Source organism: Subsaxibacter sp. CAU 1640, from assembly GCF_023156585.1.
Classification (GTDB): Bacteria; Bacteroidota; Bacteroidia; order Flavobacteriales; family Flavobacteriaceae; genus JBPOFM01.
The window spans coordinates 1-24547 of the sequence record NZ_JALNMI010000001.1; the positions used below are offsets into that span (position 1 = coordinate 1).

18 protein-coding genes are annotated in these 24547 nt (G+C 36.5%); 11 read left to right on the plus strand and 7 right to left on the minus strand.

The window, feature by feature from the left end:
- Positions 1–220: 220 nt before the first annotated feature.
- From M0G43_RS00005 to M0G43_RS00025, 5 genes are all read right to left on the minus strand, one after another.
- Positions 221–2182: a putative porin gene (locus M0G43_RS00005; RefSeq protein WP_248022444.1), complete on the minus strand. Its 1962-nt coding sequence runs from the start codon at positions 2180–2182 to the stop codon at positions 221–223.
- Positions 2183–2317: 135 nt separating this feature from the next.
- Positions 2318–3109 (minus strand): hypothetical protein, encoded by a 792-nt coding sequence (locus M0G43_RS00010; protein ID WP_248022445.1) that lies wholly within the window; start codon positions 3107–3109, stop codon positions 2318–2320.
- A gap of 7 nt (positions 3110–3116) precedes the next feature.
- A complete protein-coding gene (locus M0G43_RS00015; protein WP_248022446.1) occupies positions 3117–3935 on the minus strand; it encodes a hypothetical protein in 819 nt (272 codons plus the stop codon).
- A 10-nt stretch (positions 3936–3945) separates the two neighbouring features.
- On the minus strand, positions 3946–5349 hold the full coding sequence (locus tag M0G43_RS00020; RefSeq protein WP_248022447.1) for a RagB/SusD family nutrient uptake outer membrane protein: 1404 nt from the start codon (positions 5347–5349) through the stop codon (positions 3946–3948).
- A gap of 10 nt (positions 5350–5359) precedes the next feature.
- Complete coding sequence (locus tag M0G43_RS00025) at positions 5360–8296, minus strand: SusC/RagA family TonB-linked outer membrane protein (RefSeq protein WP_248022448.1); 2937 nt, start codon at positions 8294–8296, stop codon at positions 5360–5362.
- 199 nt (positions 8297–8495) lie between these two features.
- Here M0G43_RS00025 and M0G43_RS00030 point away from each other — a divergent pair, with 199 nt between their 5' ends.
- The 10 genes from M0G43_RS00030 to M0G43_RS00075 all read left to right on the plus strand — a co-directional run bounded on the left by M0G43_RS00030 (position 8496) and on the right by M0G43_RS00075 (position 22727).
- Positions 8496–9101, plus strand: coding sequence for a ribonuclease HII (locus tag M0G43_RS00030; RefSeq protein ID WP_248023771.1), 606 nt, complete (start codon positions 8496–8498; stop codon positions 9099–9101).
- Between the two features lie 28 nt (positions 9102–9129).
- Positions 9130–11559 carry a ribonuclease HII gene (locus tag M0G43_RS00035; RefSeq protein ID WP_248022449.1) on the plus strand — a complete coding sequence of 810 codons (2430 nt, stop codon included), beginning with the start codon at positions 9130–9132 and terminating at the stop codon, positions 11557–11559.
- 237 nt (positions 11560–11796) lie between these two features.
- Positions 11797–14502: a response regulator gene (locus tag M0G43_RS00040; protein ID WP_248022450.1), complete on the plus strand. Its 2706-nt coding sequence runs from the start codon at positions 11797–11799 to the stop codon at positions 14500–14502.
- Between the two features lie 283 nt (positions 14503–14785).
- Complete coding sequence (locus M0G43_RS00045; RefSeq protein WP_248022451.1) at positions 14786–16078, plus strand: OmpA family protein; 1293 nt, start codon at positions 14786–14788, stop codon at positions 16076–16078.
- Positions 16079–16097: 19 nt separating this feature from the next.
- Positions 16098–16853 (plus strand): hypothetical protein, encoded by a 756-nt coding sequence (locus tag M0G43_RS00050; RefSeq protein ID WP_248022452.1) that lies wholly within the window; start codon positions 16098–16100, stop codon positions 16851–16853.
- 11 nt (positions 16854–16864) lie between these two features.
- Complete coding sequence (locus M0G43_RS00055; RefSeq protein ID WP_248022453.1) at positions 16865–18088, plus strand: hypothetical protein; 1224 nt, start codon at positions 16865–16867, stop codon at positions 18086–18088.
- 25 nt (positions 18089–18113) lie between these two features.
- Complete coding sequence (locus M0G43_RS00060) at positions 18114–18875, plus strand: hypothetical protein (protein ID WP_248022454.1); 762 nt, start codon at positions 18114–18116, stop codon at positions 18873–18875.
- A gap of 127 nt (positions 18876–19002) precedes the next feature.
- Positions 19003–20052 carry a nucleoid-associated protein gene (locus M0G43_RS00065; protein WP_248022455.1) on the plus strand — a complete coding sequence of 350 codons (1050 nt, stop codon included), beginning with the start codon at positions 19003–19005 and terminating at the stop codon, positions 20050–20052.
- A 22-nt stretch (positions 20053–20074) separates the two neighbouring features.
- Positions 20075–20779, plus strand: coding sequence for a hypothetical protein (locus tag M0G43_RS00070; RefSeq protein WP_248022456.1), 705 nt, complete (start codon positions 20075–20077; stop codon positions 20777–20779).
- 193 nt (positions 20780–20972) lie between these two features.
- Positions 20973–22727: an SLC13 family permease gene (locus M0G43_RS00075; protein ID WP_248022457.1), complete on the plus strand. Its 1755-nt coding sequence runs from the start codon at positions 20973–20975 to the stop codon at positions 22725–22727.
- A gap of 394 nt (positions 22728–23121) precedes the next feature.
- On the opposite strand, the gene M0G43_RS00080 is transcribed toward M0G43_RS00075, so the two are convergent.
- A complete protein-coding gene (locus M0G43_RS00080; RefSeq protein ID WP_248022458.1) occupies positions 23122–23331 on the minus strand; it encodes a helix-turn-helix domain-containing protein in 210 nt (69 codons plus the stop codon).
- A gap of 3 nt (positions 23332–23334) precedes the next feature.
- On the minus strand, positions 23335–23871 hold the full coding sequence (locus M0G43_RS00085; RefSeq protein ID WP_248022459.1) for a DUF2975 domain-containing protein: 537 nt from the start codon (positions 23869–23871) through the stop codon (positions 23335–23337).
- A gap of 181 nt (positions 23872–24052) precedes the next feature.
- On the opposite strand from M0G43_RS00085, the gene M0G43_RS00090 reads away from it, so the two are divergent.
- Complete coding sequence (locus tag M0G43_RS00090) at positions 24053–24547, plus strand: VOC family protein (protein WP_248022460.1); 495 nt, start codon at positions 24053–24055, stop codon at positions 24545–24547.

A 24547-nucleotide genomic window follows, 5' to 3' on the forward strand; every position in this document is an offset into this window, starting at 1 on the left:
CCATAAGGACCGTCCCGTTTTGCGAGGGTGCAAATATACAACCCTTTTCCCCTTACCAGCAAAACTTTTTCAACCTTTTTTTGAAGTTTTTTTTACAACCCTATCCCTGAAGACTTTGCGTTAGGGATTGAGGCATTGTTGGAGCTCTCCAGATTAGAAAAATTAATCTGGAAGCGACTGCCGAAAGCCCGACCTCGTGTTTGACGAGGGAACGCCTTATTTATAAAAAGAAGTTCCAAACAAGACCAAAACGTACGGTAAAATCTCTAAATGGATAGTTTGGGGCTGAATAATAGTTGTAGCCGGTAAAGGATGAATTGAAATGTTCTGCCTTTAAAAATATCCTTGTCTGTCTTATTTTGGCGTTTACAAAGAAGTCTAATCTAGGGAATCCTCCCAATTCGGTATCGTTTTGGACATAAAATTCTGCCAAAAGTGGGTCATATCCATTCATACGATACTCTGTAAAGTAATTGAATACTATACCTGTTTGAAGAAACATTGCTTTTTTAAACAGATGGCTTGAGAAGTACAAGGTGTTTCTGGTGATAAGTTCTGGAACATTGAGGATATTGTCGCCATTCAAGACTTGCTGGTACATAATTGTATTATCCAGCGCAAATTTACCATACTTTAACTCCTTACTTGCTTTTAAACGGAGGTAATTTATTGTGGCATCTGTCTGAAAAGGTTTTACATTGCCCAAATCATCTTTTGAAAAATAGGCATAATTGGTAATTGTTGAATAATCGAATGAAATGTTCGCCAGCTTTTGGGATTGTAGCTCAAAGGCCAATTGCTGTGTACTTATATTATTGAAACCATTGCTGTTGTCCCAATTATAATCGACATAGTCGCTCTGATACAGAAGCCAGTTGTAGTTTGGTGCTTTTGAGCTGGTGTTAAATGTTCCCAACGCTAAAATGTCTTCAGTAAGTTTTAAGGAGGCTTGGGCTTTTAGATAATTTCCTTCGAATTCACCAGAGATATTTATACCTAATTCTCCTTGGACTTTAAATCTGCCTATTTGGTTTATATAGGATCCGCCCAGGTTTACTATACTGCCTTTTAATCTGTTTGATATGGTCTGCCCATTTAAAATGACAAGGGAGTTATAGCCATAATTGTAATTATCATAGTCAATATTAAAGGAAACATCCCCAACTACATTATTCTTGTAATTAACAAAGAAGCGATTATAAAAATTCTCGAGGGTAACTCTATCTCTTAATGCAGTCTGCCGAAAGGCTTCTCCGAAAAAATCTGAACGAGCAGTTTGATCATAGCGATAGAATTTATCTTCTAAAGACACCATATTTCCAACGGCCAATACATTATTCTTGATAGAATCGTTTCTTTGAATAATATTGTATTGATGCTCGAGATGGAATCTTTTACCTCTCAAAATATTCTCTGCATTTTCAAAGTTAGGTTCAAACACTGATCGATCTAAAAATTCTTCATTTCCGGTTTCAAAATTTGCCACGCCTTCCTCGGTTAATCCACCATTCTCTTGGTTCAATATATCTTGCATAAAGATATGTGCCCTAGCTTGATATCTGCCGTTTTTAGTTATATAATTGGTCGTAAACTTAAAATTGCCGGTACTTGTTAATATATGCTGGTATTTCCCTAGAGACCTTAATCCTTTATAAGCAATAGAGAAATTGAACTGCTTGGAAATATTGGTTGTAAAAAAGGCATCCATCAGTTGTCCCTGTTCAAATGCTGTCTTATACATAAGTTCCGTTAATGGAGTGGGGACTTGATAATAGTTTACGTCTTCAATCTCCATATAATTGAAATGTCTTGCCCTAGCAGCAAATAATGGTAAACTATTCGTATTTAAAAAATCGTAAGTTAAACTATTATAACTTTGCCCAATGTTAGAGAAAGGTATCAATCCGAAATTGTCCTTCCTTAAGTAATTATATTTATATTCTTTTTTTATAGATAGTGTGGTATCCACAAAGGTTGTATCTCGAGAATAAGAAATGATCTTATAAAGATCTATTGTGGCATTTTCGTCCTTTAATCCTTCGTTTGATGTACTATTTCTAGACACTTGGGTTGTATCATTGACCGTACTTTTGTTCAAACTTTTCTCTTTGGGTACAAGTTTTTGTGCAAATACTTTCGAAAAGCTGATTATAAAGATTAAAACCCAAATTAACTTGTTCATAGCTACCAAATATTCAGCAAAATTAAAAATTAAAACGGTATAGTTATGTATAAATTATATTGAATACTGTCAAAATAAAAAAACCATCAAAAGATAACTTTTGACGGTTTTTCTGATATTAAAATCGATATCTCTTTACAAATTATCTGGAGTTAAAACTACAGAAGTGGTAAAGGCATTACCTGTAAACAACGTTTGCGTTAAGGTGTATGATATCAAATTAGTACAAGGATCATAAGTTCCTGTTCCTCCAGTTGCCCAAGTCGAAGTTGGTACACCCACAATTGTAACAGAAAAATCACTATTTATAGTTAATGTTCCCGCATAAAGAAATTGTCCTTGATACGTAGGATTACCCGTTAATGTAGCAACAAAATTTGGTCCCCAGGCACTGTCAATACTATATTGATTAGTAGTACCAGGAACAGGTGTTAATGTTGCTGTATGAGAAGGTGTTTGAGAACCTAACGCTGTTACAGTTGAAGTGTATGTACTATCAACCATGATCTGATATGTAGGTTGGGTATAAGATGCCGTAAAAACTTGTTCTGACCTTAAACCATCTTTATTAACCGAAACGGCATAAACTGTGTAGCCTGTTCCAGAGGCCAAATCACCCGTAGTTACGGTCATACTGGTTGCAGAATCAAAATTTAATTCATCTCCATTATCGAAAACCTCCACTGAATTTGGTGCTTCAGCATTCGAAGGTAAGATCCAATAATAAATACTTGACGCATCAGTACTTGTAACTGTAAGCTCCGCAGTACACTGTGACGAGGAAGACTGTACAGCCGACATAGTAACTTGAGTCACATCAGCTTGTTCAGGCAAATCGTAGGTAAAGTTATCATCGCTATTACAAGACGTAACAATAACCGACAAAGCCAACATGGATCCAATTAATTTATATATATTTTTTTTCATAATAAATCTATTGTTTAGTTAGTACAAATTCGTAAGGTCCATAATTCCCTAAAGGCCCATTGCATTTAATTGTAAACGTATCATCTATATAGTTTGAAGTTTGATTCGTAAACACAGCAAATTCAGCCAAACGAGGAGCAGCAGGATTAAACTGAACTTGTTTAGTACAAGTTAAGAAAGTTATGGTAGTACCAGCATCAAAATATACGTTAAAACCAGGAACGTTACTTACTGTGAATTGAGTTCCTGTAGGATCTCCAGCTACCTGTGCTAGCTGCACAAGATAAGATTCCCCAAAAGCTCCAGCCAAGGTAAGTCCCTCATTTACTCCTGAAGTAAACACCTCATTAACGCTGTAAGTTCCTACCCAATTAGCTGAATCAATAGGACAATCATCTTCAATTATTGTCAATTCTGTACTAACGTTGTAAATACCTTGCCCAGCAATGCCTACTGGTAGATTTGTGTTTTCAATAGTAAAATTCAATACAATATCTTCACCCGCAACCAAATCATTAACTGGGGTTACAGTGATATATCCCACAAACTCTCCAGCAGGTATTGTTACTACACCATTGGCTGGCTCAACTGTATAGCCATCAGGTGTACTTGCTGTGTAAGAGAAGTTAATATCAATCCCATTAGGGTTGCTATCAGCAGCATATAACACTGCTACCTGTTTAGGTTCAGGTGTGGCTTCAGAAACATTATCCTCGCTTTTTTCAAACTGAATCCACTGTGAGTCAGAACCCAAGGCTGGATTTTCAATGTCTTCGCAAGAAAAAGCCAAGACCATAATTGATAACATTAAATAAATTCTTTTCATAATTTTTTTTTTAATTATTATATCCAGGGTTTTGTTGCATATTCGGATTAGTAAAAATCTCACCCTGAGGTATTGGAAGTGTAAATAAATAGCTTGAATTGGCTAAATCACAAGCATCAGCTTGCAAAATACTACAATCTGAATCTAGTCTATCTACCGGTTTTCCATTTCGCTTCAAATCAAAAAAGCGGTGACCCTCAAATGGGAGTTCTCTAAATCGTTCCTCCAAAATCTTATCAATTGCATCAGTCTGACCATTAAAAGTTACAGGCGTTGCTCCTGCAATCCTATTTGATCTTAACGTATTAATATCCGCTGCTGCTAATGCAATTTGCGATGTATTGGCATATGCCTCTGCTCTGATAAAATATTGTTCTGAAACTCTAAACAATTTGATGTCATTCAAACCAACGGTAGAAGCATCACCTGGGTATTTAAGTATCTTTTGGTTTGATGCTTGGATGAAAGTATTGAAACGAATATCATTTGCCTCATAAGACGAAGTTAGTTTATCAGACGCCAACCAGTAAATTAAAGTTTGGTTAGGATTATACAACTGACCTACTGCTCCATCACCAACAACTCTAGCCAACTTAAAAATATTCTCGGTATCATTTGCATCTTGCCAAATTAACGGATAGTTCGACATGGTTGCTAATGGGTATGCGGAAATCAATTGAGACGATTTAGCTATTGCAGTAGAATAATCTTTCTTGTAAAGAGCAATTCTTGCCTCTAAAGCCGTAATTGCGTCCCTAGTAAAGAAAATATTATCTGTAAAAGATGCAGGAATCAGTTCTCTAGCAGCTGTTAAATCACTAGCTATTCCAGCATAAACCTCATTTACAGTATTTCTTGCTGGTTTCTCAAGTACCACCACATAATCCAAATATGGCACTGCTAACGCACTACCATCTGTGTAAGAGGTACTGAAAAAGGTCAATAATTTAAAATGAGCCCAACCTCTAATGGCCAAAAGTTCTCCCTTATAGCGGTTTAAGCGAGCCACACCTTCCTCTGTAGAAGGTTGAATATTTTCGATTGCCTGTAATACCCTATTAGCTCTATTGATACTTAAAAAATAATTACCAAAAATACCAGCTGCCGTACCGTCTGAAGTGTTTATCGACCATGTATGCACTTGGATACCTTGACCATTATTTGAAGATGGTAACTTTAATTCATCGGTGAATAAGGAATTCCAATAGATGGCATTATTAGCTGCCAAGGTTCCATATACTCCAATTGTTGCAGTTTCTACATCATTCACAGTAGTGATGGCGTTTGACTCAACAATCTCGTCATCAGGACCAACATCTATAGCATCGTTACAAGACGAAAATGCCACTCCAATCACTAGAGCAGTAGCAACCACTCTAATATTATTTTTTATTTTTTTATTTATTCTTAACATAGTTTTTTATTTAAAAGTTTAAATCAACTCCAAATGTGATAGTTCTAGGGGTAGGATACTCATAACCTGCTATGTTGTTACTATCCTCTGGATCAAATCCTTCAAAGTTGGTCCAAGTATATAGGTTTTGACCTTGCAAATAAACTCTTACACCATTAATAAAATTGATCTTTTCTAGATATTTAGCAGGTAAAGAATATGCCAAAGTAACGTTAGTCAATCTTGTATAGGATGCGTTCTCAATATCTCTTGAGCTAAACTCTCTATTGTAACCAAAGCCAGGGATATTTGTCACTTGACCAGGGGTTCTCCATATGGACAACATTGCAGTTGACAAGTTGTATTGGCTAAAATTAGGATTTTCTTGGAAGAAAGATTGGTTGTTATATCTAAAATAATCATTTGCAAAAGTAAATGCCGCTGATAAACTGAAACCTTTATATTTGATATTAGTTCCAAAACCACCTGTCAATACAGGCTCATAGCTTCCAAATTGAGCCAAGCTATTATCTGCGTTAAAGACATTAGTCACATTTCCATCAGCATCTAGATATAAAGGCTCTCCATTGGCAGGGTTAACACCAGCCCAACCTACGGCGTAGTGGCTTCCAAATGGCAATCCTTCTCTAACAATTGATGTTCCTAAAACGTATTCCGACTCTTGTCCCAAATCAGTAATTTCATTCTTATTGTAGTTGAAGTTAAAGTTCAAACTCCAAGAAAAATCCTGATTACGTAATACAACACCTTCAATAATACCATCAAATCCTTTGTTCTGCATTTGACCTACGTTAGCATCTATAGAAGCAAAACCAGATGTAGCTGATAGCTGTTGGTTAATAAACAAATCAGAAATATTCTCAACATAATAATCTACACTACCATTGATTCTATTGTTCAAGAATCCATAGTCAACACCCACGTTGAACTTTTCAGATTCTTCCCATTTCAAGACATTGTTTCCAATACTTGCAGCAACAGTACCTGTAATACCATTATAACTGTTTTGTCCATAAGTACCTTCTGTTTGGAAATCTCCAATACCCGCTTGATTACCGGTTGTTCCGTAGCTGGCTCTCAATTTCAAATTATTGATCCAAGATGCAGTTAAGAAATCTTCCTTATGGATTGCCCATCCTGCTGCCAACGCATAGAATGTACCCCATTTATTAGCTTCAGAAAAGCGAGAAGAAGCATCTCTACGAATAGTTCCTTCAAAAAAGTATTTCTCATCATAGTTATACTTCGCATTACCAAAAACACCAAGCAAACCTCTTTGAGTCACAAAACCACCAACTGTAGGAATGAATCCATTTGAATCTGTTCCTTGAGTGATACCTGTTGCATATCCAACTAATTTTGGATCAATACCAAACCCTTGAAAGTTTCCTCCTTGAGCATGGAATTTATAATACTCCAAAAATGCAGATACATCCACATTATGAACCCCATTATAAGTATTACCATAAGACAAACTTGTCAAGGCATTGATATTCGCTACATATTGATTATTGAAAGAATACCCTCCTCTATCTCCAGTGAAACCCGCGTTTTGACCAAAGTATGTATTCGGATCAGCCGCAGTTTCAATAACTCTATTGATGTAATCTACACCTAGATTTACTCTTGCAGTAACGTTTCTCATAAACTCCAATTCACCATATCCATTAACAATAAGTTTCAAGTCGTTTTGCTTATTGACATTTGAATTCAAGTTCTCCAATGCATTTCCACCAACTAAACCTGGACCTGTGTTGTAACTTCCATCCTCATTATATGGAGAATCATAAGGCTGTGCCAAGTAAACAGCAGCAAAAGGGTTGTTTAAGTTAATTCCATTTTCAGAACTGATAAAGTTTGATTTTGAATATCCAACTGAAGAATTCATACCAACACTAAATCTATCAGACACTTTATGGTCAAGATTTAACCTTACATTAAATCTCTGAAGATTAGATCTTAACCCGATACCCTCTTGATCATAATATGACAAAGAAGTATAAAATCTTGTTTTTTCAGTTCCACCCGAAACTGAAAAATCATGTGTTACAGTCTGACCTTGTCTGAAGAAATAATCAGACCAATCTGTAGTGACAGCATTTGCAATATCAAAATCACTCCAAGTACCAGGATTTTGCCAGTTTTCGAAAATCATTTTCTCTTGAGCATTCATCATTTCAAATCTCAACTGACCAATTTCAGAAACACCGTATTGAGTGGTATATCTCACTGTAGATTTTTCACCAAACTTACCATTTTTAGTTGTGATAAGGATAACTCCACTACTACCTCTTGAACCGTAAATTGATGTAGAGGCTGCATCTTTAAGTACAGATACGCTTTCAAAATCATTAGGGTTTAATGTTGCGAAGTCATTGCTGTTAATTGGCACACCATCCAAAATATATAAAGGTGTAGACCCACCATTAATAGAGTGAGTACCTCTAATTCTTACTTTTGCAGCAGTACCAGGTTGCCCCGATCCAGAAATAACGTGTAAACCTGGAGATTGCCCCTTTAAGATTTGCTCGAATGATGCGACAGGCACCTGTTCAATCTTTTCAGCATTTACTGTTGACACAGAACCTAAAACCGAAGATTTTTTAGATGTACCGTAGGCAACAACCACAACCTCTTCTAATGCAGCAGCATCTTCCGCCAGTTGAACATTGAGTGTTACATTACTGCCCACAGTTCTTTCAACGGTTTTCATCCCAACAAAAGAAAAGACTAGGGTTTCATTTGCATTCGCTTTGATAGTATAATTACCATCAAAATCAGATTGTACTCCTCTAGTAGTACCTTTTACAATTACATTTACCCCTGGCAACGGTGAACCATCTGAAGCAGCAGTAATTGTTCCTGAAACAGATTTCTCTTGAGCAAAAGAAATTTGAATCATAAACGCCATAAAAAGCGTCATTAAACATGTTAACTTTAATTTCATAAAACAATTATTTGAGTTAGTCTAGCGCAAACATCTTAATAATATATTAAATAAGCAAGAATTTAACTATAAAAAATGTTAACGACTCTGCGTTGGAAAATCGCGAGTAAAAGCCCTATATATCCTTGTTTACATAACTATTAGATACACATTGAATAAAAAGGTTGCGTTAAAATTTTAACTTTGTTCAAACTTTAACATTTTGAAACTATTACAAAAGTTAACGAATTGTGAATTTGAATGTGGAACAGATGAAGCTGGCCGTGGCTGTTTAGCAGGACCAGTAACGGCTGGAGCGGTAATTTTACCTTTGAATTTTTCTAATGATATTTTAACAGACTCTAAACAACTTTCTTATTCCAAACGTAATGCCTTAAAAGCGGTTATTGAATCTCATTCGGTCTCATATTCTTTTTGCCATGTGTTTCCAGAGGATATTGACGAAATAAATATTTTAAACGCCTCTATTCTTGCTATGCATCGCGCCATTGATAACCTGAATATTTCTCCAGAATTTATTAGTGTGGATGGCAACAAATTCAAACCTTATAATGATATACCTTTCCAAACCATTATAAAGGGAGATGGTAAATATCTCAACATTGCTGCTGCATCAATTATTGCCAAAACATATCGAGATGCCTATATGTGTAAAATTCATGAAGAATTCCCTGTGTATAATTGGAAGCAGAATAAAGGTTACCCAACCAAAGAACATCGGGAAGCAATCAAAAAATATGGAATCACCAAATACCATCGAAAATCGTTTAGATTATTGGATGAACAATTAAAATTAGATTTCTAACTTTTTATATTTGCAAAAAAACCTTCACATGAAAAACCTTTGGTTCCTAATTCTTTTTTTTCTGATTTTTTATAACTGTGAAAATGATGCAAATCAAAACTCTGAGCTCATAACATTTGTTCCTGAAAATGCATCAATCATCATCAAAACCAAATCGATCGAAGGACTCAAAAGCGTATTCAAGAATAATGATTTACTCAATAATCTATCTGATTACAAAACAGTTGATAACATTGAGCATAAATTACATTATCTGAAATACCTAAAACCAATTGACAATGTTATATTTAGTTTCGGTAAAGATTCCAAAGACAGTCTGCAAATTGCGCTTATTACCAAAAATCATAAAGACCTGTTTAGTCTAGATTCTGTTCCAAACAGAACTGTTGAATCTTATATGATAGAAGGTTTAACTATTGCAAAAACCACCATCGACAACCTAACGCTCTTTAGTGCAGTAAAGGACAGTATTTTTTTTATTTCGAATGACAAATCCTTGACAGAATCCGCATTTAAAAATAAAAAACAGGTAGATCCTACTATAAAGAGCATTTTTGAAACGGCAAATATTGATAAATCGGCTTCAATTCTCATCAAGACCAATGGTGACTTTAAGCCAGCATTTTTTGCAACAGATGTCCTTAACAAAGTTCAATTGTCTAATTACATCATGGTGGATGCTGATTTGGGTCAAGACCAATTGATTTTTAACGGTATCACAAAAGCTATCGATTCCTCCAAAAGTTTAATCAACGTATTTAAAAATACAGTACCGCAAGAAAACAAAATGGCACACGTTGCCCCAACTAATACCGATGTCATTTTGAGCTTTACATTCAGCAATTACAAGACCTTTCATGACAACCTACAAAAGTTTACTAAAAGTAATTCTGAACCGACATCTCTTTTTGATACGGCTTCAGAAATAGGAGTAATATATAGAGGCAATGACCAGGCCATTATCATTAATTCGCTGGATGCCTCTGCTATGAACGATTTATTATTGACCCAAAACGCACTTGAAACATATAGAGAGGTGGCTATTTATCCTTATGATCAAACTGATTTGTTTTCAAGCTATTTTGCCCCTTTCATAACTTATGGAAGTGCTTCAAGATATGCTAATATTGATGACTACTTCATTTTTACTGGTAGCGATAGTTTGATGAAAGATATTATTTCAAGCTATCAAAACAGTTCTACTCTAGCAGAAACACCTGCCTTTAAAAACATTATGGAGAGTATGAGTGATGAATCTTCTTTATTTCTTTATTCCAATGCTTCAAATTTAAACCAACTGCTCAATTCTAACTTTTCTGAAGAAAAATCGTTGTCACTCGATGGTTTCAGGGCTTCGGCCATTCAGTTTATTCAGGATTCTGATTTTGCACACATCAATGCCATCATTAAAAAGCATAAAGGAAAAGCGGTTGCCAATTCTGTTTCTGAAGATATCAGTGTTACCCTAGACAATGATTTGTTGACTAATCCACAGTTTGTGGACAACCATACCAACAACCAAAAAGAAATTGTGGTCCAAGACATCAAAAACAATCTCTATTTGATTTCTAATGACGGAAAAGTGCTGTGGAAGAAACAGCTCGAAGGAAAAGTGCTGGGTGAGATTGAACAAATAGACATGTACAAAAATGGCAGACTGCAATTGGTATTTGCAACAGCCAATAGAGTTTATGTTCTCGATAGAAATGGCAAAGATGTTTCTCCCTTTCCTTTGAAATTTAACGATGAGATTACAAAACCACTATCTGTTTTTGATTATGACAGTAAGCGCGATTATCGATTGATGGTAACGCAGGGGAAATCGGTATTGATGTATGATGCACAAGGCAAAATCGTAACCGGTTTTACCTATAAAAAAGCTGAAAGCACCATCAAGACTCAACCAAAACATTTCAGAATTGGAAGAAAGGATTACATTGTGTTTGTACAAGGTCAGGAATTGGAGATTCTAGACCGTGTAGGAAAAACGCGAATCAACGTAAAGAACAACATCTCATTTTCAGACAATGAAATCTATGTTTATAACAACAAGTTTACTGCGACCACTATGAGCGGCGATTTGATTCAAATTGATGAAAACGGTAAGATGAGCAGCATGAACCTCAATCTTGGTGAAAAACATAGCATGACCGCCACCAGTAAAACCTTAGTCACCATGTCTGATAATATCCTAAATATCAAGACGCATCGCGTAGAACTGGATTACGGTGTTTATACAGCCCCGAAAATTTTCTATCTCAATGATAAGATTTATATTTCGGTAACAGATCTTCAAACCAAAAAAATCTATTTGTTTGACAGTCTTGGCAAAGAAATCAGTAATTTCCCTGTATATGGCAATTCTGCGATGGAACTTGACAATATTGACAATGGTCGTGGATTGGAGTTTGTGACCAAAGGCGACAGCAATTCGATATTGATTTATAATATGAACTAATTTGATTTCCATTTATACAGAAATCAGAGCCATCTATACATATAACACCTGTTTTGTGACACTATTGCTTTATATTTAAAAAGTTAGTCTGTCGTTTATAAAAATGATCATATTGGGTTGTTATCATAACATCATTACGATAACCAAATCGACGCCCTAATCTCGATGAAGGCGCCAAAGAAAATTCTTTGGCGTTTTTGTTTTTTCACTAATTTAGGTATTAATAAATAGTTTTGAATGAGGAAGTTGTTTTTTTTCATTGTGTTTCTTCTAGGTATCACATTTGTTCATTCACAAGAAAAAGGGAAAAGTGAAACTGAAAGTCTATATTTCGAGATTGACTCCCTTAAAAATGTGGTAAGAACTGCAACAATAGATTCCATAAAAATTCAAAACCTCTACTCCATCGGCTCCATTTTCCATAAGAATGCCATTAAAGATTCAGCAGTGTTCTACACAAATAAAGGTATCAACTTGTCACAACATAGTAAAATACCCAAATTACAAGGTAGAGGCTACATCATGTTGGGAAATTTTAATCTCTATCATTATGACTACACCAATGCTTTTAAAAATTATTCAAAAGTTGATTCCATTTGCAATCTTCATAAAGATTTAAAAGTATCTATATTAAGAGCCCAAGCCTATAATTATATCGGATATTCTGTAAGACTGACACATGATTATGATAAGGCTGGAGAATATTATCAAAAAGCTAAAACTATGTATGAAACTTTAGGCTATGAGCCTGGTGTACAAGAAGTGAATATTGGTTTGGCTCAATTATATATTTCTAAAAATGAATATTCAAAAGCTTTAGATCTGTTTAATAAAGCTATTGAATACCATACAGTCAACGGACCGGAAAATTCTTTGAGCTACGCGGCCATATGCAGAGGATATTTATTAGTGAAGATGAAAGAATTCAATGAAGCAGAAAAAGATTACCAGCTTTATTATGACATTGCATTCAAGGAAAAAAATATAGCCAAGCAATTAAGAGCACTATCTTATTTTGGGTATTTCCATTCTCAAGCCGGAAACTATGACAGAGCCGTAAGTTATTATAATGATGGCATCAACCTGTCGGATGAAACAAATTATTTGAGTATGAAGGAAGAAATGTACAATGGGCTGATTGGAATCTATTCAAAACAAAAAAATGCTGTAAAACTGAACGATGCTTACAAAAACTACATTGCCACTAGAAATAAAATAGACAGCATCAACAAAGATGAGGAAATCTACAATCTTGAAACCAAATTCCAAACAAAGCAGAAGGAACAAGAGATTACACTTTTAAAATCCCAAAACGAACTGGCCGAGCAACGACAAAAAAGCCAAACACAACTGTTTATCGGTATGCTTACAATAGGCTTAATTATTGGTGGTTTTCTATTATATGCTTACAGAAACAAGCTCAAAACGGCCCAAAAACTAAAAGAATTGGATGGTTTGAAATCAAAATTCTTTGCCAATATTTCTCATGAATTCCGAACACCTTTGACTTTGATCAAAAGCCCATTACAACTTCTTAAAAATGGAGAAACCGATGCGTCCAAAATAAAACAATTGAGTATGATAGAACAGCATTCCGATAGGATGCTGTCATTAGTAGACCAATTATTGCAACTATCTAAAATCGATTCCGGAAATCTTAAACTCATTCTACAAAAAAGTAATCTTTCAACCTTTTTGGAAATCTTAACGGAACCGTTTAAAATCAATGCAGAAGAAGCTGGTTTTAAGTTTAAAAAAAATATTGAAAAATCTCAAGATTCACACTGGTTTGACAAGGATATCATCGAAAAAATTACCACTAATCTACTTTCGAATACACTTAAATACACTTCTGAAAATGGATTGATTTGGATTGAGTCATCAATTAAAAACGATACGTTTCATCTTAACATTTCTAATGCAACAACACTTCCAAATAGAGATGTATCAAAATTGTTTGAACGCTTTTATAAAGACAATAATGCAAGTGATGGCGTTGGAATTGGTTTGGCTTTAGTGCAGGAATTGGTAACATTGTACAAAGGCTCTATCGATGCATCAACTCAAAATGATATCTTGAAGTTTTCTGTTTCCTTGCCGCTGAATAAAGAACTTTTGAAGGATGTAAGCGTTATTTTGGAAGAAACAAAAAACGATGAAATTCTGAAGGAAAGCGAAAATTTAGAAGAACTTCCAATCATGCTCATTGTAGATGACAATAATGACATTCGTGCTGTCCTAAAGGAAATTTTTAAGCCTGATTATCATATTTTGGAAGCATCCGAAGGTGAAACCGGGTTAAAACTTGCCATTGAAAGCATTCCAAACATTATCCTCAGTGACATCATGATGCCTAATATGGATGGTTTTGAGTTGACTGACAAATTGAAGAAAAATGAAGCTACATCCTTCATACCAATAATTTTGCTAACAGCCAAAACATCAGATGAATCCAAATTAAAGGGTTTGCAGATTGAAGCGGATGATTACATCACAAAACCATTCAATCACGACATTCTCAAGACAAAAGTTCAGCAATTGATTGAGGTACGGCGCAAACTTCAAGAACGATATAGCAAAGAACTCGTTCTCAAACCTGTTGATATCACCATCACACCTGCTGATGAAAAATTCATACAACGTTTGGAGCAAGTTTTGGAAAAAGAGCTATCCAATTCTGAATATACCATTGACGATTTTGCCAAAGCTGTTGGCATGAGTCGTATGCAACTGCACCGAAAATTGAAATCTTTATTTGGGGTTTCTGCTACCGAATTTATACGTAATGAACGTATCAAAGCAGCCGCAATTCTGATTGAAAAAGGCGGCATTAATATTTCCGAAATCGGTTATGCTGTTGGATTTACTGATATGTCCTACTTCGCCAAATGCTTTAAGGATATTTATGGTGTAACACCTTCCAATTACCATCCAAATTCTTAAAAATAACAACTGATTATCCGTGATTTACAACTATGTTACATGACTCTTATAGTCTGTTACATAGCTCTTACCATTTGAAAACTCGCTCCACTAATTTTACTTCAAACAAATGGATGCAGCTCTTATATGCCTAAAAAAAAACATAATTACAAAGGTGAATTGGAGCAGTTTCCCTCAACCAAAGTTTATCTAAATGTGAATTACTTGGAAAAAGGAAACTATGAATTGCACATTGTCCTTAAGAACAAATTAATTAAGAAAACAACCTTTAAAAAATAAAATTATGAAAACAAAACTTATCACATTTATTGTGGTTGCCTTCCTAGGCATACAAGCCAATGCACAGCTACTTAAAAAAGTGGGTGACGCAGCACAAAGAGGAGTAGAGCGAACCGTAGAACGGAAGGTAGAAGAAAAAAGCGAAAAAGAAACCGGAAAAGCGATGGACAGCGTTTTGAATCCGAACAAAAAAGACAAAAAGAAAAGCAAGAAAGAAAAGTCTAAAAAATCAAAAGAAGACAAGCCTATCATTGACAATACCGGAAATAGCAGTGCCAAAACTGTAAAGTCAAACAGTGATTTTGTGCCTGGCGGAACCGTAATTTTCTCTGATGATTTTTCACAGGACGCCATTGGAGATTTCCCAGCACAGTGGAACACTAACGGTAGCGGTGAAGTCGTGACCATTGACGGTTTGAATGGTAAATGGTTGAGCGTGATGCACAACTCTATCATCAATCCGGTTATGGACAAGGCGCTCCCAGAAAACTCGACGATTGAATTTGACTTATACTTGCAAGCAAACAATCAGCAATCCACGCCGTTCATCCAATTTGGATTGACGCCAGTACGCGACATTCTAAAGGAAGATATGTTCTACAGAAACCGTTTCTTTATCAACCTGCATCGCTATTCTGAAAAAGACGGACAAACTTTGGAATACGGTTTAAAAAACGACGTGATTGGCAATAAAAGTGATTTTCCTTTGACCAAATATGCCAATAAAGTATTGCACGTCGCCATCGCCATCAACAAAACCCGAATCCGGTTGTATCTGGATGACAACAAAGTCATCGATTTGCCAAGGGCTTTGACTACAGATATGCTCAATAACTTTTTTTTAAACAACAACTACCTAATTCCCGCTTCAGAAATTCCAATGTTCATTAGCAATGTGCGTATCGCTTCAGCAGATGTAGATGCAAGAAGTTTACTCATTAAGGAATTGATGGACAACGGAAAAACCTCAACGTCAGACATTCTTTTTGATGTGAACAGTGACATTTTAAAGAAAGAATCATTTGCGGTTATCAAACAATTTGGAGATGCTTTGGTGCAAAATCAAAGCTTGAAAATCAAGATTGTCGGACACACAGACAGTGATGGTTCGGACGCTGACAATATGGAGCTTTCCAAAAAACGTGCTGCTGCTGTAAAGAACTATATTACTGAAAATTATGCTGTGGTAGGTTCCAGAATACAAACAGAAGGCAAAGGCGAATCGCAACCTGTTGCCCAAAACACTTCTGCAGATGGCAAAGCCAAAAACCGTCGAGTAGAATTCATCAAATTATAAACTTAAAAATCAAATTATTATGAAAACTTTAAAATATATCCTTATTGTAGCCAGTTGGCTCGTACTATTGACATCTTGTAGTAAAGACGACGATGGCGGTAATCAGCCTTTACAAACCTTGCTATCAAAAAGAATTACCAGTACAGAGACTATAAGCTATACCTATGATAACAATAATCGAGCGACAGGGTACAGCACAGAAAATATTAGTCCAGAAAACAACTTCATAGTCACCTATAATTACCACAGTTCAGGACAACTGGCAGAAGTGATTTACAATCCAGCTAATTCAATAGAAGACACAAAAGTTGTTTATTCTTATAACAACAATAACCAAATTTCTAGAATTGAAACCTCTTATGTTTCTGGTAGTTTATCCTCTCCAGTCTCAAAATATGAAGCAGATTATAGCACACCCGGCAAAGTAAGTGTTTTTAGATATACTATGGCAGGCACAGGTACACCTTATCTTAATACCGAGTATTATTTGGATGCCAATGGAAATGTCGAAAGCCAACTTTCATATAGTGCTTCGGGATTGTTAATCGTTACCACAGAAAATTCTAATTATGATGACAAAAAAATAGCTTCAGCCTCATTGCCTGATGAAGATTTTGTCCGACCCATCAATAATTATGGGACTGTTACCGTAACCGCTACTGGCAGCGCTCCAAGTGTCAGCACATTTACCTATGAATATAATGATGATGGCTATCCAACCAAACGCACATCAAACACTGGTAGCATGGTCACCTATGAATACATCAAACGATAAATTTGATGGCTATGAAAGCAAAACTTCTCATAACCGTAACGCTTCTGATTTGTACAATTTCCTTCGCACAAACATCAGAACTGGAAAGGCTTACCAACGTGCCCGCACTAATTCCTGAAAACGACCCACCAATAGATGGAAGTACTTCGGGAACGGTATTGAATTTTGATAAATTGGTAATGATAACCGCAGTAAATCCTGATGGAGTAGAAACAAAAATTCAGTTGTACATCAATACGTCCAACGGTGACATCGCCACCATTACAGGAAAGGTTGGCAATGCTGATGACGGAAGCTTTGATATCGACGACCCAGATTTCAGATTGACCTATTATAATCCGCACGGAAGGGTTTACAACTTTTTTATTCGTAAAAAAAACGGCAGCATCGTTCGGTATATGAGCTCGATGAACACGGAAATTGTAGCCTATTCTGGCGGCATCCCAATTGAAAGAACAACGGTATATCGTACTGGTGACGGCATCAATCCGTTGCCGCAGAATTTTCCGGCCCATTCCTTTAAAGCATCCGGCAGCAGCGCTCCTACATTCATCTTATGTGGCGGAAAACCCAAAACAAAGCCTAACAAACTACTGTTTAAACGCTTTATCGGTTACAGTGGCATAGGCTATATCAAAACTGATGAAGGCATCTTTATGGTCGTCAAAGTGAAGTCGAGCAAAGGCACATTCACGGCCAATAAATGGAAAAACGAGCGCCACAAAATCACTTTGTCCGATTTCAAGCATATCGAAGGTGAGATGTATTCAGATATGGCAGCCAATAATGCATCACAAACCGCGAAACTTGAAAACAAAACCTTTTCTGGGAATTGTTCTGACATAGAAAGCCGTATCAATCAACTTAAAATTGAACAAAAAAAGAAGGAGAAGAAGAATATCGAGGAGATGTCGAGAGGCAACGCGGTCACAGATGCCAACGTAAGAAGCGCTATGAAGGGTATGTATGGCGACCCTGTAGAGCTTTTGGAAATTGATGAACTGTCAGTGGAACTCAAACTCTGCAAGTGGGAACAAATACGAGTCAAAACAGACTCTGACCATCAAAAGAAAGCGTGCTATATGGAAGAAAAAGCCAGAATACATCAAGCAGCAAACGAGCTTACAGCTCTAAAGCAACGCTATTCAGGCCCCAATGACCCACCGTTGATAATGACTCCTGAATATCGTGAGATTCAGAAGCGAATGCAGACCAAATCGACCAATTGTAAATAATCATTTTAAACCAAATACACATACTATGAAAATCCTTAAAAAACTTTTGACCATTTGCTTGTTGATAATTTCGCTGTCTTGCAGCAATGATGACGATGGGTCATCAGGCAATACACAACTATATGTTCCAACCCAGATTTCTACAGTCCAAACAGGGTCAACAAACGTCACTGATATGAACATCGAATACAACTCAAGCAACAGGATCTCTCAATTCAGTTTTGTCAATGGCTCACAAACCAACAGTTATGACATAACTTATACCGCTGATGGCATTATTTCTTCCATCATCAATACCAGACCTGACACATCTACTTTAGAATACGCATTTGAGTATTCCAACGGAAAAGTGTCACAAGTCACATTGATTAATTCATCTAGTTCTATCCCATTAACGGTGGTATATAATGAATTTGCGAATACTTATAGTGTGCCATCAGGATTAGGTGATTTGTTGTTTAAATACGACGCCTCTGGCAACATTGTTGATATCAGTGCAACTACAGGAAACTTTCTGTTCAGCTATAGTAGCAGTGAAGGTGTATTTAAGAACATTCCAGATAACTTTCCTTTGATGCTTGTCATCTCACTGGGCTCATCATCATCAAACATATTCAACACCTTGCTGTTCTCCACAAAGCAATTGACGGGCATTACATTTTTTGGCAACAATGTCAATGTTGAATCCACAAGAAACCAAAACAATGAGATTGAAATGGTCAAATTAATCGACGCCACCACATTTGATATCCAATCTACGTCAACCATTACTTACGAACTTCGGTAAGCTATTATTGATTATTATTTGCTATTAGTCCTTTTTTAAAACGCCAAAGAGTTTTCTTTGGCGTTTTTTTCTTTTATCTCGATGCTAAATTGTGTAGTATTGCAATCATCAAAATGCATAGCAAATCATGATTAAAAGGAACAAAGCCTCGTTTCACAAATGCATCCTTCATAAGGTTGGAAATAAGTTCAATAGTACCAAAAATGCCTTTTCAGAAAATGTAATTGACTTTGACGAAGTGAGCTATGACCTAATGTTGGGCTATCTATTACGTCCTTTTGGGAGTGTAGTAGAGAGTTACCGATTCAATCATCATAGCAACATCAACCTCAACGAAATCAATAGCTATGCTTTGCAATTGCTTCAAGACGACAGCGACTTTATAGATGTTTCAAAGCACATTGTGACGCATTTGTTTGAACAGAGCAATTCGGCACAAATAAAGACAGGTGATGTATTAGTGTGCCTTTTTAATGATATTCAGTATGAAGACATTTTTGTGAATGCCGTAGGGATTTTTAAGATTGAAAACAAAAGTGAATTTTTCCAGACCTATCTTGAAAATGGAAGTTACGACATCATTACACAACGCGGTATTCCAACCAAAAAAGTGGACAAAGGCGTACTTATTTTGAATACAGCCGACACAGAAGGCAACATCGTGTTGAGCGTTGACAATAACAGCTATGACACGCAATATTGGACCAAGCATTTCCTCAACGTAAAATATCCTGATGATGCCAATCAACACACCAAGAATTACATTGAAATGTGCCGTGAATTTTCAGAAGATATCTTGAAACCGTCTTATGGCGTCCAAGAGAAAAGCAGTTTCCTGGCAAAAACCATAGACTTCTTTAAGGAAAATGAGGTCATCAATGTAGAAAACTTTAAAGAGGATGTGTTTGAGGATGATAAGTTCAAGGATTTATTTGATGATTATAAAAAAGGCTTTGAAAGCGATAGAGCCGTGGTTATCCGTAACCAATTTGACGTATCTGAAAGCGTCCTGAAAAAGCAGAAACAGAAAATCAAAACCGAGATAAAACTCGACACCAACATCCAAATCAAATTAGACGTTGATGCGCCAGATGCTTCCGCAGAATATCTGGAACGAGGTTATGACGAAGCCAAAAGGATGCACTATTACAAAGTGTATTTTAATGAAGAGTCGTAAATTGAGACTGTAAACCATATTTATGAAAAAATATTTATTATATACAATCGCCCTATTAACACCAATGTTATGCATTTCACAAAAAATATACTCGTTTGATTATTTAACTGAATATAACTTTTACTTGTACAAAGATTCTACAGTAACAAAAAAGCAAATTTCGGTTCTAACAAATTCAAAAGATAACAGCTATTTAGTTTCATATTCTAAAACAGATAGCCTAAATTCTACTGTTTTATTCAGGCATATGGATAAGGTTTATTCTAAAGAATCGTTTCGAACATCACAATTAGAAAAAGCACAAACTATTTTGTTGAACTGCGAATTGATCTATAGATCTCCTAATCCTTATAAATTCAGAACAAAACAATATGACTTTACAATATTGAAGGATACACTTTTGGATGGAAAAAACTACAAACACTATCAATTTAAATCGAACAATCCAAAAAGGGAGAAAAGAAAAAAATTAGCAACAAACTATTATATCATTGATACTGAAACCAGCTTTCATTTACCCATTTTAGAATTCCCAACCGCTTACGAAGAGTGGAAGTCTAATCAATCATTACCCAATGGAATGATTCAGGAGCTTTATCAAAGAAATATTGATGGCAAGGTTATTATGAAACTTAAACGCATCAATTACAAACATGTCGATATTCAGCTGGAAATCCCAAAAGAATGCGAACACGTTTTAGAACCGATTAAAATAAATACAAATTAGAGTTGGTTGAAATTAGAACATTCCTGCCCACACCCAAAAACACAAATCTCTATATTTCAGACGATTTCTATTCTATAAAATATTTTCACACCACCCTATTTGCCAAATCGGAAATTTCATACCTTTAGTACAACATCTCGGTGATGATTACCCCCATTCATACACGGTAGATTGAACTTTGATATTTGAAGGTATGGAAATCGCACTGGTTATCGGCTTACTCATTATTGCCATCATTCTGTTTGCTACAGAAAAATACTCTGTAGATGTCGTTACCATTGGTTTACTGCTCGTTTTAACGCTCGCTGGCACCATAACACCTCAAGAAGCATTTGCGGGCTTCAGCAGCGATTTTATCATCATCCTTGCCTCTATTTTTGTGATTTCGGGTGCACTGTCGGAAACAGGCTTGCTGGACAAGGTGGGCTCCCAACTCATCAAAGTAGTGAAAAGCAAAACGCTTTTTGTAGGCTACACGATGTTTATCACCGGCTTTCTTTCAGCATTTATGAACAATACTACAGTAACGGCGTTGGTGACCGGACCAGTGATTGGGATGTGCCGAAAGCTTTCCTTAAGCCCTTCCAAAGTATTGATTCCCGTGGCCTTTGCTTCTATTTTGGGTGGTACTTGCACACTGATTGGAACCTCTACTAACGTCGCCGTAAGTGGCTACATTGCCGAACAAGGCATGGAGGCGCTTCACTTTTTTGAAATTTTTCTTATTGGAATGGTTTTCTTGGCAACTGGTATCATCTTTATTCTACTGTTTTACAAAAAACTCTTGCCAGATTACAGTGAAGGCGGCTACAATGAACGCTACGACATTGCACAATACCTATCTGAAATTGTCATCTCTGAAAAATCGCCATTGGTAGGCCAAGTGGTATTTCAAAGTGATTTGGCAAAACGCGATGTGCGTATCCTAAAAATCATCCGAAAAAAAGAAGATTTTATACCAAATTCTTTAACCACATTTCAGGCTAAAGACATCTTACTGGTCGAATGCAGTGTCGATGAGCTGATACGCATCAAGGAAACGCCTGAACTACATGTGTTTTCAGACACCATCAAAGGCACCGAAATAGCGCATGAGAACATTGTGATGGCCGAACTCCTCATCACTCCTGGCTCAGGTCTTATCAATCGGTCATTGAAAGAGGCGCGCTTCAGGCAAAATTATAACCTTGTTGCCCTTGCCATGCAGCGCTTTGGTGGCACGGTTTCGCAGAAAATTGGCGGTCTAAAACTGAAAATTGGCGATACGCTTTTGGTACAAGGTACGCAGGAAGATATTGATACCAACCGAAATTCTAATGATTTCTCCATAGTGGGTGATTTTAAGGTGAATATGTTCAAAGAGAGAAAAGGCATATTTACCGCAATCATCTTTTTGGTTGCCATTATTGCAGGCACTTTAGAGCTTGCACCACTCTCTATCACCTTTATGGCAGCCGCCTTGATGACAGTATTGTCAGGTGCTATCAATATTGAACGGGTGTACCAACTCATCAACTGGAAACTATTGATACTCATAGGTGGTATGACTGCTTTTGGTACTGCTATGGAGAACTCTGGTGCGTCACAATATCTTGCAGAACTGATTGTACAGCTGCTGGGCGATTTTGGTCCGTATTACGTCATGGCGGGTTTTGTTATTTTGGTCATTTTGCTTACACAGCCCATGAGCAATGCTGCGGCCGCATTGGTATTGTTACCTGTAGCGATACAAACAGCAGAAATTCTCGGTGCCAACCCACGCACCTTTGCCATTGCCATCATGCTTGGTGCCTCGGTATCGCTGATAGCGCCTTTTGAACCGTCTTGCATCTTGGTATTCGCGCCAGGAAAATATAAGTTCAAGGATTTTATAAAAGTAGGTCTACCGCTTACGATTATTCTTTTTGTACTATTGATGCTTCTTGTGCCTGTATTTTGGCCTTTATAAATTGTAACTATCTAAATAACTATTAAGTACTTGTTATTTGATACGCTCAAATAACATTGTTATTGCTCTTACAATTTCACATATTGTCCCTAATTGTCACCTTTTGTCACCTTTTGTCCCTAATCGTCCCTAATTGTCCCTTTTGAGCGATTTTTCAGGGGTTTTGTTGCAGTTTTGTTCGGGTGTTGTTCGGGTGAAGGTTGGGTGTATATGGTTGGGATGGAGTTAAATCCGAAGAAAGCCCGAAACAAGGTATAAATATGGCCTAAAAACACACTTTATTTGCGCGTTTAACATCAAGTAGAGTTATAGACAAAAGAAACGCTCGTTTCAAGCGAGCGTTGATGTCTATATTAATTCATCATAAATCTTATATCATACAGTCAATACCTTGCTACGACTCCTTCACATATTCCAAAATATCACCTGGTTGACACTCCAGCACGTCACAAATGGTCTCAAGGGTACTAAAACGCACTGCCTTTGCCTTACCTGTCTTCAAAATCGACAGATTAGAGAGTGTAAGCCCTACTCTATCAGACAGTTCATTTAATGACATTTTTCGCTTGGCCATCATCACGTCTAAATTTACTATAATGGGCATATCTTAAACAGTTAAATCATTTTCATTTTGAAGGTCCACACCCTTTTTGAAGATCGTGCCAATGATGTAAATCACTGCGCCCATTAAAATAAAAGCCTGGCTATCTGCCCAAAACTGGTTTAAGTGGTCGGTAACATATCCGTAATGCATCAAATTTTTAGCTTGTTGTCTGCCTATATAACTCAACAATCCGATGGATAAGGTAAAATAGCTCATTTGTAAAATCTGTTTGGAAACAAAGGGGCTAAAGGGTTTAGACAGATCCATTTTGTGCATGAGTCTGATAACCACATAAAAGAGGTATGCTTTTAATATTGAAACAATTAAAATAAAACTATAGATACCAAAAAACGCCATTTTGCTGTCGCTGTATATTTTAGTTAAGTCCAACTTCTGATAAAGGTTTGGAACAAATTCTGGTCTATACAAGCTATAGAAGAAATTGACTATCAAGCCGCCCGCTTCAACGGACAAGCCGATAAATATGAGCCAAGCCACAATGTATAAGGCCCAAAATACGATGTTATTTGTTTTTGACATGTTGTTTGATATTAAATAATTTTAATGCAATTATAATAAATATTTATTGATAAACAATAATTATTTTTCTTTTTTAGGAAAATAACAAATTACTAACTCCTACTTCATTTTAGGTTTTTCAATAAAGTTGACGCCATTTTTCACTAAATTAGCTTTACGATAATCAACCTCTTATTCAAACATGTCTGAACCCTATAAAATTCCAGCTGGTGTGCGTATTGGGCACATTCATCTCAAAGTAAGCGACCTAAAACGCGCTATGGCTTTTTATTGTGATTTGCTGGGTTTTGAAGTCACCACACTTTATGGGGAGGAAGCGGCGTTTATTTCAGCAGGAGGTTATCACCACCATATTGGGCTTAATGTATGGTTGAGCAAGAACGCTCCACCTGCGCCTAGGCATGCACCAGGCTTGTTCCATACGGCCATCCTCTATCCTACCAGAAAAGATTTGGCCACTATTTTGAAGCGCTTGAGAGATGCCAATTATCATCTTACAGGTGCGTCTGATCATGGCGTATCGGAAGCTTTATACCTTGATGATCCAGATGGGAATGGTGTAGAGCTCTATTGGGATCGCCCTAAAGACGCTTGGCCACAAAAACCTGATGGCAGTCTGGAAATGTACACCAGACCACTAGATTTGGTCGATTTATTGAATGAATTGAATCCTTAA